Source organism: Chryseobacterium sp. B21-037 (assembly GCF_028570785.1).
In the GTDB taxonomy this organism is placed as follows: Bacteria; Bacteroidota; Bacteroidia; order Flavobacteriales; family Weeksellaceae; genus Chryseobacterium; species Chryseobacterium proteolyticum.
This window is the reverse complement of sequence record NZ_JALGCB010000001.1, coordinates 3,966,296-3,983,030: the sequence shown is the minus strand read 5'-3', so window position 1 is coordinate 3,983,030 and position 16,735 is coordinate 3,966,296. Positions and strand designations below refer to the sequence as shown.

General features: G+C 35.1%; 6 protein-coding genes. All 6 read left to right on the top strand.

The window, feature by feature from the left end; translation table 11 throughout:
• Positions 1–4: 4 nt before the first annotated feature.
• The 6 genes from MTQ00_RS17745 (at position 5) to MTQ00_RS17720 (ending at position 16,536) form a co-directional block, all read left to right on the top strand.
• Positions 5–505 carry a hypothetical protein gene (locus tag MTQ00_RS17745; protein WP_273650510.1) on the top strand — a complete coding sequence of 167 codons (501 nt, stop codon included), beginning with the start codon at positions 5–7 and terminating at the stop codon, positions 503–505.
• A 36-nt stretch (positions 506–541) separates the two neighbouring features.
• Positions 542–7,195, top strand: coding sequence for an RHS repeat-associated core domain-containing protein (locus MTQ00_RS17740; RefSeq protein WP_273650509.1), 6,654 nt, complete (start codon positions 542–544; stop codon positions 7,193–7,195).
• Positions 7,185–7,580 (top strand): hypothetical protein, encoded by a 396-nt coding sequence (locus MTQ00_RS17735; RefSeq protein ID WP_273650508.1) that lies wholly within the window; start codon positions 7,185–7,187, stop codon positions 7,578–7,580. Before MTQ00_RS17740 ends, MTQ00_RS17735 begins: the two co-directional genes overlap by 11 nt.
• Before the next feature lie 408 nt (positions 7,581–7,988).
• Positions 7,989–8,843 carry a cell wall anchor protein gene (locus MTQ00_RS17730; RefSeq protein WP_273650507.1) on the top strand — a complete coding sequence of 285 codons (855 nt, stop codon included), beginning with the start codon at positions 7,989–7,991 and terminating at the stop codon, positions 8,841–8,843.
• A gap of 7 nt (positions 8,844–8,850) precedes the next feature.
• Entirely contained in the window at positions 8,851–9,351 is a 501-nt protein-coding gene (locus tag MTQ00_RS17725; protein ID WP_273650506.1) for a hypothetical protein, read from the top strand.
• Between the two features lie 36 nt (positions 9,352–9,387).
• On the top strand, positions 9,388–16,536 hold the full coding sequence (locus MTQ00_RS17720; RefSeq protein WP_273650505.1) for an RHS repeat-associated core domain-containing protein: 7,149 nt from the start codon (positions 9,388–9,390) through the stop codon (positions 16,534–16,536).
• Positions 16,537–16,735: the final 199 nt, after the last annotated feature.

Sequence of the window (16,735 nt, the reverse complement as noted above, 5' to 3'; positions counted from 1 at the left end):
AACTATGAAAAGAAAATTACTTTCCTTATTTTCTTTGTTGATTGGTGTTTTCGGGTTCTCACAAACCGAAGTCTACTTCAAGTATGACGAAGCCGGAAACCAAAGATACAGAGGTACAGATGTGAGTGGTAAAAAAGCACCTGAAGACTTACAAAATTTGGCCAAGACCGAAGAAAAACCTAAAGCTGAAGAGGTAAAGACCATCACTGAGATCAAGCAACAACCGGTTCTGGATGAAAAAACATTCTGGAAACAGATCAGGCTGTATCCTGTTCCTGTTAATGATTTCCTCACTATAGACTGGACCGACGAAGTAGACGGACTTATAGAGTCCGTTTCTCTTTACCAGCATAGTACGGTTCACTGGAAATTCCAACAACAGAATACTCCGGGATTAAATAAGCAGCTAAAAATTAACATGTCCAATTACGAATGGGGTGTATATGTTTTACACTTTACATTAAAAGACGGCAGGGTCTTTAGCAGAAATATTACAAAACGATAAACTTTTAATCATAACAATTTACTAACAACCAAGAATATGAAGATTCTTTCATCATTGGTACTTTCCCTCTGTTCGGTGTTGGGCTATTCCCAGACCATACTCTATCAGCAGGAAAGTACTTCAAGAACAGTACAGGATCCGCAAACCGTGGTCTTGGCTCAAGGGTTTAAGGCCTCCTCCGGCACTTCAAATCCTTTTGTGGCAAAGATCGGGCCTTCTACTGAAAATCCAGGTGGGGGACCTACAGATTCCCAAGCAGGAGCTAATAATCCTTATGGGACAATTGACTCATCAACTCTTAAATACGATGATACCAAAGGAAATATAGACGTTACTAATGGTGGTCAACTGCAATTTACACTACCAATTGCTTTACCGCCAGGGATAAAAAATGTATCACCAAACATAAGTCTGGTATATTTAAGTAATTCAGGAAATGGAATTGCCGGCTATGGCTGGACCCTATCCGGATTAACCGCCATTTCAAGAGTTGGAAAAAACATCGAAAAAGATGGTATTTCCAGTGGTGTCCAACTAGATTATTCAGATTATTACAGTTTTAATGGGCAAAGACTCATTCTAAAATCAGGAGAGTATGGTAAGGACGGAGCTGAGTATGTTACTGAAAAATACTCTAATGTAAAAATTAAATCAATTGGAAACATCGCAAACTGGAAACAACCTCAATCTTGGGAAGTAACGTTTGAGGATGGTTCCCAAGCATGGTACGGAGGAACAAACGATTCTACGAATCGGATGGAATTTAATATTGTAAAGTGGAAAGATTCTCAAGGAAATTATATTACATATAATTATGCACAATCTGAAAATGTTGCAGTTGTTACATCTATTACTTGGGGAGGAAATCAAGATTTAAATACAACCCCTATTAACGAAATTGTCTTCAATTATATAGACAGAGATTTTGTCGAGGGAGCTTATATAAATGGGCCTGGAACCATGTATGTTCAAAGTAAATTACTAAAAGATATACTTGTAAAATCAAAAGGAAACCAATTCAAAAAATATGTATTTGATTATTTTAAGAACGGTACAAACTACCAATTTATTAATAAGATTACAGAATACAATGCAAATAATCAACCGGCGAATCCAATAAAATTTGAATATCCTGCACCAACAGGACCGGCAATCGCGAATGCTGATTACTCGAATGCTGATTATAATAATATAAAATTTACTGGGGATTTAAATGGAGATTCTTATGTAGATTTCATATTCAATAATGGCAATATAAGATTAAGTGCCTTTAACGATAGTTTTGTCACTGTAACTCCTAATAAAACATTCAATTCCACAGCACTCATTGTTAATACTTTACTTGACGAGGAAGGCCAGGTCCACAATGGAAATGGTATTGTACAATATGAAGATGGAAAAATTACAGGTTACATTTTTAAAAACAACGCCTTTGTAAAAACATTTGAAAAACAAGTATATGATTTGGCAAATTGCACAAATGTAGGCGATGAAAAATGCACACTACAAGCTAATTTAAGTGAAGGTGATGTAGATGGGGATGGGATATCTGATATCTTTCTTACACTCAATGCACGCAGATGTATTACAATAACTAATCCAGACTGTATTGATCCCTCAGTTAACTCTGATCCTACTTCTAAAAATGGAATAATTGGACCAATCAAATGTGTAGAAACCATTTGCAATACTGATTTTATTGGAAACTACATTGTGGATCTAAAAAATTCCAATAATCCTATTTCCTCCTATACTCTTGAAACAGGAGTTAACGAAAGTTCATATACCAATCAAAAATATATTGACATTGATGGAGATGGAAAAATAGATATCATTAATGTATCCAATAACGCATATACAGTTTTTGAATTTATAAAAACAGCTCCTAATCAATATCTTAAAAAAATTAAATTTACAGATAATTTAGTTGAGACTAAAGACAACGAGTTTCCTGTTCTATATGGAGATTATAATGGTGATGGAAAAATTGATTTTGCAATACCTACAGGCATTAAAAGTACAGGCTTAGAGGATTGGAGATTTTATATCGGAACAGGAAAAAGTTTTAATAATTATTTTAAACAAAATTTTTTAGGCTATAAAAAAAGAAATTCAAGCTCTGATGGCCGATATTTAAAAGAGTATTTTCTAAGTGTTGGGGATCTTAATAAGGACGGAAAATCAGATATTATACAAGTATTTTCGTATAGTGATGTTAATATGCAATCTAACGGCTGGAGAAATTTTGGCTTTACGATGACATCGAAAATGTCCAATGGAAATATGATGGATGGTTCTCCAGGCTTTGCATCATCACTTGAATATAACAGTACACAAGGATGGGTACAAAACATTTATAATACAAGTTTATATATTCCCGTTACCGTTCCTTTAAAATCGAATAACAATTATTATGACGTATTTATATTCAGGGAAGACGTCTTAATGAAAATTAGACCTCAGACTCCTATTTCAGAACTTGCAAGAGTTAAGGTAATTACTCAAGATGCCAACGTTATAACTTACGTAAAATATCTAGAAGCTGTTCCTGATATCAATCCTAATTTTTACAGAAAAACTAAAAAGGAGTTTTATCCATATTTTTCACTAGAAAGAGTTGATCAAACATTTGTAGTCTCTCAATTAGAGAAGATCGGACGAACTCAAGATTTCCGTTATAGAGGAATGACAGGGCACCTTCAAGGTAAAGGTATCACTGGGTATAATCAAATAGCAAGATCAACTTGGTACACCAATGGATATGAAAATACTAAAGTTTGGTCAGGAATTGAGACAGATCCTCAAAACGAAGGTCTTCCTATTAAAGAATGGTCTATAAGAACTAATGATGAGACAAAAATTTTTCCTGCGGATATTTCGGAAAACAATACTCAGCTACTTAGTTTCAAATCTACATCATATAAAATTGACAAATTATTAAATGGACAATTAGTAACAACTATAGCCGACTCTGATAAACCGAAAATTGTCACGGCAATTCTACCCAATGTTACGAAATCGAAAAATTTCTTGACAAATAATCTTATCACAGAAAACACTTCATATGGCGAATATTATCTGCCAAATAATTCTGTTACCAATATTAATAATGGATTTGCAATAACGAGTTCTGAAATGACCTATACTCATAATCCTAATGGTGTAGGAAAAGATTATTACATTGGTCGTCCGGCATCTAAGATATTAAGCAATAATGTTTCTTCATATAATAGTGTAATTACTAATAAGGAAGAGTATACCTATGACTCCAATCTTTTAAAAACTTTGAGAAAATGGAATAGAGATAATACTGGCTATATTACGGAAACCTATAATTATAATGGATTTGGAAACATTATTGAAAAAACGGTTACCAATAGTGTAGATTCTCAAATCCAAAATACGAAAGCTCAATATGATCCTACTGGAAGATTTATCATAAAAAAAACAGATAACTTTGGTCTAGATACCCATATTACCTATAATGATTGGGGGCAGGTATTAACCGAAACCGATCCTTTAGGTAATACAACCACTAATAATTATGACTATTGGGGAAAAATTGTTAAATCTAAAAACAATCTTCAAGGTACTACTACCTACCAGTATCAGCATATTAATAATACTCAAAACCGAAAGATAACGACCTATTATCCAGATGGGAATCAAAATATTTCGTACAGAAATCAGCTCAACGAAAATTATCAAAATTCAGTTAAAATATTCAACCAGAATAAAATCATATCTACAGAATATTGGTTTGATCTTATTGGTAGAAAAACCAGAGAAAGTGAACCCTATATTGAAGGACAATCATTTGCTGACAAATGGAACAGTATACAATATGATGACACCGTTTTCCCAGCAAAAACAACGGTAACAACCTTCAATGGTAGACAAATCGAAACTACTATTTCTGGAAACATTACAACGGTAAAAGAGCTTAATGGCTACGGTAGAACAACTACTAAAACTACAGATCCCTTAGGAAATGTAATATCTACAACAGATAAAGGAGGTACTATCAATTTCATATATAATGCAGCTAAAGAACAGGTACAAGCAATATATGGACAAAATATTGTAAAAACTAAATATGATGTATGGGGGAGGAAATCTGAATATAACGATCCTTCGAACGGAATCTATAAATACGAATATGACGGGTTTGGACAAATCAAAAAAATGATTAGTCCGAAAGGGACCAAAGAATATTCGTACAATAATCTTGGTCAAATTATTTCTCAAAAGGAAATTTCAACTTTAGATGCAGGCCAGTCGACCAATAAACTAATTACTTTTACCTATGATGACAAAGGAAGAGTTATATCTAAAGGTGGAACATCCAATGGAAAAGCCTATAGCTCAAATCTATTATATGATCCACAAGGAAGATTGATCTCTTCGTCGGAAAGCAGTAATGGAAAATACTATATAAATAAAGGAATTACATACGACGATAAGTCGAGAGTAATATCTTATGAAAAAAGTTTGTTTTCTTCTGGAACAATGACAAAAGTAAATATAGAAAATGTTTACAGTGACTGGAACGGAGAACTATATCAGGTAAAAGATAAAAATTCAGGAAAAATCCTTTGGCAGCTTCAAGCGGTAAATGCAAAAGGACAGGTTTTACAATCAAAACTTGGAGAAGCGAATATTGTTAATACATATGATAATAATGGTTTTTTAACAAATGTAAATCATTCTTCACAGGTTAAATCGGGTATTTTACAACTTTCCTATTCTTTTGACGCCGTGAAAAACGAGCTAAAAAGCAGAACTACCGGAGGTGATTTTAACATTGTAGAATCATTTGATTACGATGACAATAACCGATTAGTAAATTGGACCAATCCTGTAACTGGTGTCAAACCATCTACTAATAGAAATACTTATGACATTAAAGGTAGAATTGTAGAAAATGATCAGATAGGAACCATTAAATATGAAAATTCCGCTAAAATTTATCAACCTACTGGAATGACATTAAATGCAGCGGGCAGTCAGAATTATAACAATGACCTGATTCAAACAGTTGTTTATAATGAAAATAATGATCCTGTATTCATTGATGGGGAAAAAGGAGATGTCGCTTTTCAGTATGGCTTAACAAGCATGAGACAAAGAGTTACATACGGTGGTAATTTTGGTTCGAATGGTAATGGTAATTTCACTAAATTTTATAGCGAAGATGGAAGCTTTGAAATAGTAGTAGATAATACAACCGGAAAAGAAAAGCACGTACTTTACATTGGAGGAACTCCTTATGAAAGCAATTTTGTTTATTTAAAAAATTATAATGAATCAAATGGCTCATATAAATTCTTACATAAAGATTACCTAGGAAGTGTTCTGGCTATAAGTGATGAAGCAGGAAATAAAGTAGAACAAAGACATTTTGATGCTTGGGGTAACTTCACTCATCTTCAAATTGGAAGTGGAGCAATAATTACAGATAAAAATGTTATTAACAATACTTCGTTATTAGTAGAAAGAGGCTACACAAGCCACGAACATTTTGCTGAAGTAGGAATCATTCATATGAATGGAAGATTATATGATCCTTTATTGAGGAGATTCTTAAATGCAGACGAAAACATTCAAGATCCTTATAATACTCAAAATTATAATAAATATGGTTATGTATTAAATAATCCTTTAATGTTTAATGACCCAAGTGGAGAATTTTTACAATTCTTAGTTCCTATACTTATCAAAGTTGCTATAGGAGCAGCCTATGGAGCAATAGTTGGTGCAGGTGTAGCAGCTGCAGCATATTCTATAAAAGGACTAATTACAGGAAATTGGAGCTGGAGTGGTTTTGGAAGAGCAATAATTGGAGGAGCTATTGCTGGCGCAATATCCGGTGGATTAAATGGGCTCGGTGCAGCCTTATTTAGTACAAGCAGTTTCATGCTTAATTCCGGAACATGGGATCTTCTTTCAAACATGGCGACAATGTTTTTACAAGATGGCAAAATAGATGTAGCTACTATTGGCGCTTCTGTTATCGGAGCTTTTGTTGGTACTCAATTACCTGGATGGAATGGTGTTAGTGGAAAGGGATTGTTAGGATGGACCAAAAATGCAGTGGGTGAAATCTTACATAGCTCTTTAAGGTATGGAATCACAGGATCCATATCCGGAGGGTTCTCAGCTTTATTCAGAGGTGAAAATGTATGGTTAGGGGTAAAAGGCGGATTTGAGAATGGGGCAATAAATGGAGCTGCACAATCTAGCTTTATGATCATGACATTTGGTGCAACTTATAAACCTTCTGATGAACAATTGCAGTATGTTAAAGAAATTTCAAAAGGAAGTGGCGTAGGTTATGAAAATGTAAACTGGAGAAGTGGTGGATTATACCAATTAGCACAGCCATACATTGCCCGACTATTAGATAAGGAAGGAAAAGGACAACCCATTGAAAATTATCGAAGAGAGGTGACATGGGGAAATAATGTAGCCACTTTTGGTTCTTCAGGCACCTTTACAAGTCCTGCTACTTTTGGGCACGAATTTGGTCATATCTTCCAGGTTCAGAGACAAGGTTGGGGTAATTTTCAAGCTAGAGGAATATGGGAACAGTTATTTATGAAGGGTAATCCTTATGAAATTATAGGAACTAACGAGAGCCAAGCAGAATCAATTTATCAACATTATAGAAATAAAATGTATGGGTATTAAGAAAATTTTCCTTTTAACGATACTTTTTTTTACAACAAGCTGTGTATCTACAAATTTTGAGAGCTATAAAAGCGTGGATAATCTCAAGAAAGATAAAAATTATTTTGAGGTCTTAGAATCACAAAGTAAGAAAAATTATGTTGAAATTGGAGTCCATACCATTTACAACAGAGAGAACATTTATTCTATTTATGTTTCTTTTAAAAATAAATTATTAGAACCTGTTGAAATTGAATCCTATAGATTTGGAAAAATCCCACAGTCTGCAGAAGATGACAAGGTGTATCTTAAAAGGATTGAATATCGGAGGCCTCAAAATGACACTATATTGATTAAATTTTCCGGAAATAAAATATATAAATTTTGTAATGAAAAAAGTCAATAAATAGCTAGACCGGTACAGAAATTTCTGTACCGGTTTTTTTATTAGTTTTAATCTGATTTATAATAAAGTATTTTACGTTATCAAATAAAGTTAATTTTAGATATATATTAAACAGATTAGTCAGGAAAATAAAATAGAATTCTCCTTCGGCTTTTTTTACGATTCCATCCGGAACTTCTTTTTAATACTGAATCTATCCTATTAAATCATTATAAGAGCATAACATGAATATAAATTTATGAATCTATATAGTATTTATTTGTATGATAATTCAAATGATTACATCTTTGAATGAGAAAAATATTGTTTATTCTACTTTTAAAGAGTTTTTCAAAACGCATTTAAAAAAATAATTTCAATCAACATAAATTATATCACGTTTTACAATTTAATAAAAATTAACAACTTATGAAGACTAAACTTGTACCGCTATTGATAGCCGTATCCTCTATGGCTTTTGCCCAATCTTGGAATCTTACTGGAAACTCAGGGACTAATTCATCTAGTAATTTCATTGGAACTACAGATAATCAACCTCTGGTTTTTAAAACGAATAATACAAAAGTAATGAGTATTCTTCCAAATGGAGTAGTAAAAGTAGGAATTAATGATCCCGGAGGAAGCGGTGAAGCTTATTTCAGAATATATAAGGAAGACAATCCTGCTTTTGAAATTGCAAATTCATTAGGCTCTTTCCAGATTGGAAAATCAGGGTGCTCGGGCTGTTGGGGCGGGCAAATTGGAGATACCGTTCTTAGAAACCTGGGGCAAAGCCACAATATCATTATTGCTCAGCCTAATGATGGTAATGATGGCTCCACGTATTTCGGTATTCAAGACGCTTATAACGGAACTTGGGTAAAATTCTTCAACAATGCTATTGCCAGATTTGATGGTAAAATTAAGGCTAAAGAAGTTGAAGTAAAAGCTAACGTATGGGCAGATTATGTGTTTAAAAAAGAATACCCACTGAGATCTTTAGAGGATGTTGAAAAACATATTCATGAAAAAGGACATTTGCCTAACATTCCAACGGCTAAGGAGGTACTTGAAAACGGGATTAACGTTGCTGAGATGAATTCCAAACTTCTTGAAAAGATAGAAGAACTAACTCTTTATTCAATTGAACAGAATAAACAAATAAAGCATCAGGCAATACAACTAAAGCTGCTTCAGGATGAAAATGAAGTTTTAAAAATCCAATCTGCAAAGATTGAAAAACTTGAACAGAAGGTTCAAGAGCTGCTTTCAACACAAAAATAATTACAAAATGAAAAGAAAATTACTTTCCTTATTTTCTTTGTTGATTGGTGTTTTCGGATTCTCACAAACCGAAGTCTACTTCAAGTATGACGAAGCCGGAAACCAGAGATACAGAGGGACAGATGTGAGTGGTAAAAAAGCACCTGAAGACTTAAAAAATTTGGCAAAGACCGAAGAAAAACCTAAAGTTGAAGAGGTAAAGACCATTGCTGAGATCAAGCAACAACCGGTTCTGGATGAAAAAGCATTCTGGAAACAGATCAGATTGTATCCTGTTCCTGTGAATGATTTCCTTACTATAGACTGGACCGATGAAGTAGACGGACTCATAGAATCCGTTTCTCTTTACCAGCACAGTACGGTTCACTGGAAATTCCAGCAACAGAATACTCCGGGATTAAATAAGCAGCTAAAGATCAATATGTCCAATTACGAATGGGGTGTATATGTTTTACACTTTGCATTAAAAGACGGCAGGGTCTTCAGCAGAAATATTACAAAACGATAAACTTTTAATCATAACAATTTACTAACAACCAAGAATATGAAGATTCTTTCATCATTGGTACTTTCCCTCTGTTCGGTATTGGGCTATTCCCAGACCATACTCTATCAGCAGGAAAGTACTTCCAGAACAGTACAGGATCCGCAAACCGTTGTCTTGGCTCAAGGATTTAAGGCCTCCTCCGGCACTTCAAATCCTTTTGTGGCAAAGATCGGGCCTTCTACTGAAAATCCAGGTGGGGGACCCGCGGACTCCAATGCCGGAGCCGGTAATCCAACCGGGACATCTGCACCAACAGGCCAGAGTTTCCATGATACCAAGGGAAACATTGAGGTTTCCGGAGCCGGGCAACTGCAATTTAGCTTACCAATAGCTTTACCTCCGGGAATAAAAAGTGTAGCACCTCAGATCAACCTTACATATACAAGTGGTTCTGTCAATGGAATTGCGGGTTATGGTTGGGATATTTCAGGAATAACAGCAGTATCTAGAATAAGTAAGAATATTGAAAAAGATGGGATAACCAAATCAGTACAACTCGATTATTCAGATAATTATAGCTTTAACGGACAAAGACTCATTCTTAAATCCGGAGAATATGGAAAAGATGGAGCTGAGTATGTTACTGAGAAATACTCCAATATCAAAATCAAATCATTAGGAACAAAAAATGGAGTTCAAGGACCCATGTTGTTCCATGTTACCTTTGATGACGGCTCACAGGCATGGTATGGAGATACTGAATACAGCGATCCGGAGCATTATAGTGCAGCAAGAACCTCTATGGGATATAATCTTGTAAAATGGATGGATGCCCAGGGGAATTACATCACCTATGAATATGAGAAGAACCAATATCTTACTTCTCAACCAGTTCCAGGTGGGGATGTTACCCGGATAAAGAAAATAAAATGGGGTGGGAATGAAACCCTGAATAAGCCACATTTCAATGAGATTTCGTTCAATTATAACCTGGATAGGACTTTTAAAGAGATTTCCTATCATCAGGGATTTTATTACAATCAGGACAAATTATTAAATGAGGTTATCGTTTCCACTAATGGTAATCAGTTTAGAAGATATGCATTAGAATATACGGATAATGGTACGAGTTATCAGTTTGTCAATAAGATTACGGAATACAACAGTAATAATGAGGCAGCCAATCCCATAGCTATAGAATATGAACCTGCTCAGACTGCAGGAGAGGAAACAACTAAAGAATATAATATCACCACGACCAATACCAAAAAATATGGTGATTTTGATATGGATGGTATCACAGACTATCTGGAATACGTTCCCACTCCAGGGACTGCGGGATCCACACAGGTAGGTGTTTTGAACTTTAAGAGCTCCGTATACAAAGACGTTCCGGTTATGCCGCTACAGTATGAACTTAATCGATTTACAGCTGCTGAATTTGGCAAGGCGGCATCTGTGACTTTCAAAAAAGACGGATACGTAAAAAACAAAGCAGGAATCGTCATCCCTCATACCGTTGCTACGGGAGATCCTAAAAAACCCAATTATGAATTATTGGTATACTCTGTAGATATTTCAGATTTCAGATTCAAGCTGGAATATTCGAAACTAATTACGTATGATCAGTATGCTATTGGTGATCCCGGAGATGACGATCTTCCTATGACGGGCTGTAACTATTCGGTTGTAAGCTTATCGGAATTGACAAGCTATGATTATGACGGGGACGGAATTACGGAACTTCTTTTTAATTTCAGAAGAACGAGAACATGTATTAATGGAGGATTTGATCCGGAACCTATTGGTAAAACTATTTCAAATCCTGTTGCCTTGGATGAAACTACGCCGCCTACACTCCCTTATATCGAGCCTTCAGTTAACTCATCCAATACTGAAGAATATGGAGTACCTCCGATCGACAATGGAGAGGTAAACATTATTCCAGGAAGTACTTTAACAAGTTTTTACTCATCCATATTATTTGATCTAAGTGAAAACCTTCCGGTTGCCGAAAGCATTTACAAATATGACGAAGGAACAGGAGCTGCAAAGAAAATCCAGTTCGCAGATTTTAACGGAGATGGAATCCAGGATATTATCTGGCTCAATAGCTCCAATGGTACTATGACCAAAGTATTTAATATCAATAAAATATCTGCAGGAAACTTTGTATTATCCAATGTAGGAAACTTCACAGGACAAGCATTGGGAGGATTCTTCAATGGTGCACTATACGGTGACTTTAACGGCGACAGCAAAATTGATGTCTTAGTTCCTCAAGGCAATAAATCTTATAACTGGAATTTATTTTTATCTGATGGGAAAAAGCTGAATCAGTTCTACATCAATAACTTTATTTTCTACTCTTCAGGAACCGAAACCTTAACACAAGGTGTTCATAACACCTTCTTTGAAAGTGGATGTGCGTATGGTATGAGCAGATATTTCCAGTACAATACAGCAGATTTGGATGGAGATGGAAAATCTGAAATTATTGTTTCAAATGTTTTAGTTACTGACCATACATGGAATGCTCACCATGACAAGGAATGGACTAATACCAATGTTACAGTTTACTCTGTCAACAAAGTATCCGGAGCCAATGATAAAAGTATTGTTTACAATCCTCCTATTACTATTCTGGGAGCAAGCATTCCACAACCTTATAATACTGAAAACACAGTTTCTATCCAAACTAATAGTGGTATCAACTTCTACAAAACAAGAAACTGGTTAAAGTCTTTTAACGAAAAGGTAATTCCTTTTAGTAATTTGACCATTAATAAAGACAACCAACAGGTTATCCTTTTAGGAAAACCAGATGATTGTTCTGGAGTTATCGGGTGTGGTTACAACTATGTGATTCAATATGGATATCCTTATGTGCCAGCTTTGGCAAGAGCTAAGAATATCAAGCAAGGAGGAATCACCACTGAGATCAGCTATAAAGAACTTAATTCCAAAACAGATGCTAATTTTTATCAGCCTGTAAAAAAGGAACTTTATCCATATTTTGAATTAGAACAAGCTCCATTATCCGCTGCTGTATCACAGCTTAAACAATATACGCCAGCAGGCACCCTGATCCAGGACTTCAGATACAGAGGTTTTTTAAGTCACTTTACAGGAAAAGGGGTAATTGGCTTCCGTCAAACTGCCCGCTCCTCTTTATACGCTGCTGGATTTGAAAATGCAAAAATTTGGTCGGGCATACAAATAGACCCTTTATTGGACGGAGTCCCTGTAAAAGAGTGGTCTATCAGAACCAATAATGAAAACCTGATATTCCCGACAGATATTTCGGAGAATAATACTCAGTTATTGAGCTATAAATCGACAATTTATAAGGAAGATAAACTTCTCAATGGGCAAGTAGTTACAACAATTTCAGATGCTGACAAGCCCAAAATAGTGACAGCTACTGTCGCAACCTCTACGTTAGCGAAGGACTTTTTGACGAACGTTACAACAGCAGGAACAGCTATTTACAATACCTACTACCTGCCGTCTAAAACAACTTCCAATGTTAATGATAATTTTTCAGTAACCACAACGGACTTTATTTATACTCATAATCCTTCAGGAATTGGGAAAGATTATTTTATTGGTCATCTGGATGCAAAAACTATGCAGCATGCGGCTTATAATACAACCAATAAAGTAAGTCAATATTACTTGTATCAGAATAATCTTCCTAAAACAGTCATTAATGTTTCTGGGAATAACTTCTCCAATAACTTTTCGGACAATCTTACTGAAGATTATAAATATGATGGATTCGGTAATGTCATTGAGAAGAAAGTTACAGCCGGAAGTGATTCACAGTTCAGAATTAACAAAAGCGAATATGATGATAAGGGAAGATTTGTTATAAAGAAAACGGACAACCTTGGATTAGAAACCAGTATTACTTATAATAATTGGGGACAAATCTTAACCCAAACTGATGTACTGGGAAACACTGCTACTAATACTTATGATAACTGGGGGAAAATTTTAACCTCTAAAACAAATTTAGAAGGCGTTACAAATTACCAGTATATAAGAGATGACCAGGGAAATACTATAGTTATCGAATATGAACCTGATGGTAATATTTCTAGAAAATATGTAAATAAACTAGGCCAAGAATATAAAACACAAACCAAAGGCTTTGAACAAGGTAAATTCGTGGCAGTATATCGTATGTTTGATGCTTTAGGTAGGAAAATAAAAGAATCCGAACCTTATTTTGACCAGGCAACAGAAGAATTGCCAGCAAATGTTCAGTGGAATGTATTTACCTATGACGATACAGTATTCCCCGCTAAGGTTACAACTTCCTTCTTTAATGGTAAGCAAACTGAAACTTCAATATCAGGAACTGTTACCACCTTAAAAGAACTTAATGGATATGGACGAACAACAACTAAAACAGTTGATGCTCTAGGAAATATTGTTTCTACTTCGGATAAAGGCGGCACTATTAATTTTACTTATAATTCCCTAGGAAAACAACTTACCGCTCAGTATGGAACCAATATCGTAACATCTAAATATGATGTTTGGGGAAGAAAAACAGAGTTTAACGATCCATCTAATGGAATTTATAAGTATGAGTATGATGGTTTTGATCAGGTTAAAAAAATCACAAGTCCAAAGGGAACCAAGGAATACATTTACAATAGCATTGGACAGCTTATTACTCAGAAAGAAATTTCTACAGCGGATGCCGGCGCTACTACCAACAAAGTAATCTCGTTTGTTTACGACAACAAAGGGAGAGTAACTTCTAAGAACGGAACATCCAAAGGAAAAGCATATAGTTCAAATGTAACTTACGACCAACAGGGAAGATTGTTATCAACATCTGAAAGTAGCAATGGTAAGTACTATATGCAGAAAGAAATTACTTATGATGATAAAGGGAGAGTGATATCATACGAGAAAAGCCTTTTTTCTTCAGGCGTACTTACAAAAGTGAATATTGAAAACGCTTATAGCAATTGGAATGGAGAACTCGCTCAGGTAAAGGATAGAAATTCAGGGAAGGTATTATGGACGCTTTTACAAGCTAATGCAAAAGGCCAGGTTTTAAAAACAGCACTGGGAGCCACAGAAGTAAATAATACCTATGACACGAATGGGTTCTTAACAAACATGAACCATTCTTCGCAGGTGAAGCCGGGAATCCTTCAGCTTTCTTATTCATTTGATGCGATTAAGAATGAGCTAAAAAGCAGAACTACAGGAGGAGATTTTAATATTGTTGAATCATTTGATTATGATGACAACAACAGATTGATCAACTGGACCAATCCTGTAACGGGTGTTAAACCTTCAAGCAATCGTAATATTTATGATGAAAAAGGAAGGATTCTGGAAAATGATCAGATAGGAACCATTAAATTTAATAACTCAGCTAAGGTATACCAACCTACAGGAATGACCTTAAATGCAGCAGGAACACAAAATTATAACAATGATCTGATCCAAAGTATTGTTTACAACGAGAACAATGATCCCGTATTTATTGACGGACAAAAAGGAGATGTAGCCTTCCAGTATGGATTAACTAGTATGAGACAAAGAGTCACTTATGGTGGCAATTTTGCAACTGATGGAGATGGGAAGTTTACCAAATTCTATAATGAAGATGGAAGTTTTGAAGTAGTGGTAGACAATACGACAGGTAAAGAAAAGCATGTTCTTTACATTGGTGGAACACCGTATGAAAGTAACATCATTTTCCTTAAAGATTATAACGAATCTAATGGTTCATATAAATTTTTACACAAGGATTATCTCGGAAGTATTTTAGCAATTAGTGATGAAGCGGGTAACAAGTTGGAACAGAGACATTTTGATGCATGGGGTAATTTTACACATCTTCAGATTGGAAACGGAGCGATTATTACCGATAAAAATATTATTGATAATACTGCATTACTTATTGAAAGAGGATACACCAGCCATGAGCATTTTGCCGAAGTAGGAATCATCCACATGAACGGAAGATTGTATGATCCACTACTCAGAAGATTCTTAAATCCTGATGAAAATATCCAGGATCCTTATAATACCCAGAATTATAATAAGTATGGATACGTAATGAATAATCCATTATTGTTCAACGATCCTAGCGGAGAATATATTTTCGGAATAGAATCTGCTTTATTAGCAGCTGTAGTTATAGGGGCAATCGTAGGGGCAGCAAGCTATATTGTGAGCGCAATTATTACAGGACAGAAGTTTTCTCTTCTGGGATTATTTAAGTCCACAGTGTTCGGAGCAATATCCGGAGCGGTCACCTTTGGAATTGGCCAACTCTTTGCTCCCGCCCTCCAATCAGCTGTACAGGTATCAAATGCTGCATTGAAAATGATGGCTCAAACAGGAGTAGCGTTAGCGCAAGCAACAGTGCATGGTATTGCTCAGGGAGCATTATCATTAATGCAAGGCGGCTCTTTCCATCAAGCTCTGCTTTCAGGAGCATTAGGAAGTTTAGGAGCCTCGGCTTTTGGGTCGTTTGCTAAAGATTTTGCTAACCAAACAGCAGGAAAAGTATTATTTGGAGCTATTTCAGGTGGTGTGGGAGCCGAACTCAGTGGAGGGAATTTTTGGCAAGGAGCTGTTATTGGAGGTATCATTGCGGGCTTAAATCACTCTATGGACCATTTAAATGGTCCAGGCCCTAAAAAAGCAAACATTAGGATCCCTAGACAGACTGTTAGTTTTGAAGCTTCATCAATAGCATTACCTTTTGGTTCTGTCAGTGGAAAAGAAAAAGATCCATATGTAGCCGATTATGATTGGTATACAATCAAAGGTACTATGAATCTAATTGGAAATAAACTTTCTGTAGTAGCCTATGGTAGCAGTGGAAATACAAATATTACAAAATTGTATAAAGGATCTGTAGTAATACAGGGAAGTTCTCCTTATGGGATTTTTACCTTCAGATATGAAAAGGCTCTTAATATTTTAAAAGATGTGAATGATTTTCGTCCATCAGGTTATAGTTATATAGGCAGAGCAGATTTTGTATTACCTTCCGGAACTATGGTTTTTAATGTAAAAGTAACAGGATCCTATGTAGGTGCAACTAATATGAATACTTCTTTAGTTGTTCCGTTTCATCCTTTTGGTAAAGCGACCTACGATTACACTTTTCATTTACCCGGAGCTGGCAGTGGGATAAATCAATATCCATTAATAAAGTAATATTATGAAAAATGTATTTTATTCAATCAGTATAACTATATATATAATATCTTTATATATAATATTTAATTATATTTTTCTTTCCATTTATAAAATAATAAATTTTGGAATCAATAATGGTATGATATCGTCCCTTATTTTTTATTTAATATTGATTGGGATTGGGTTTGTAATGATGCGATATGCGGATAGAATAACA

Bases quoted from the DNA above. Each gene is read 5' to 3' on its own strand.
- MTQ00_RS17740 (WP_273650509.1), top strand. From the start codon at position 542: ATGAAGATTCTTTCATCATTGGTACTTTCCCTCTGTTCGGTGTTGGGC.
- MTQ00_RS17745 (WP_273650510.1), top strand. From the start codon at position 5: ATGAAAAGAAAATTACTTTCCTTATTTTCTTTGTTGATTGGTGTTTTC.
- MTQ00_RS17725 (WP_273650506.1), top strand. From the start codon at position 8,851: ATGAAAAGAAAATTACTTTCCTTATTTTCTTTGTTGATTGGTGTTTTC.
- MTQ00_RS17735 (WP_273650508.1), top strand. From the start codon at position 7,185: ATGGGTATTAAGAAAATTTTCCTTTTAACGATACTTTTTTTTACAACA.
- MTQ00_RS17730 (WP_273650507.1), top strand. From the start codon at position 7,989: ATGAAGACTAAACTTGTACCGCTATTGATAGCCGTATCCTCTATGGCT.
- MTQ00_RS17720 (WP_273650505.1), top strand. From the start codon at position 9,388: ATGAAGATTCTTTCATCATTGGTACTTTCCCTCTGTTCGGTATTGGGC.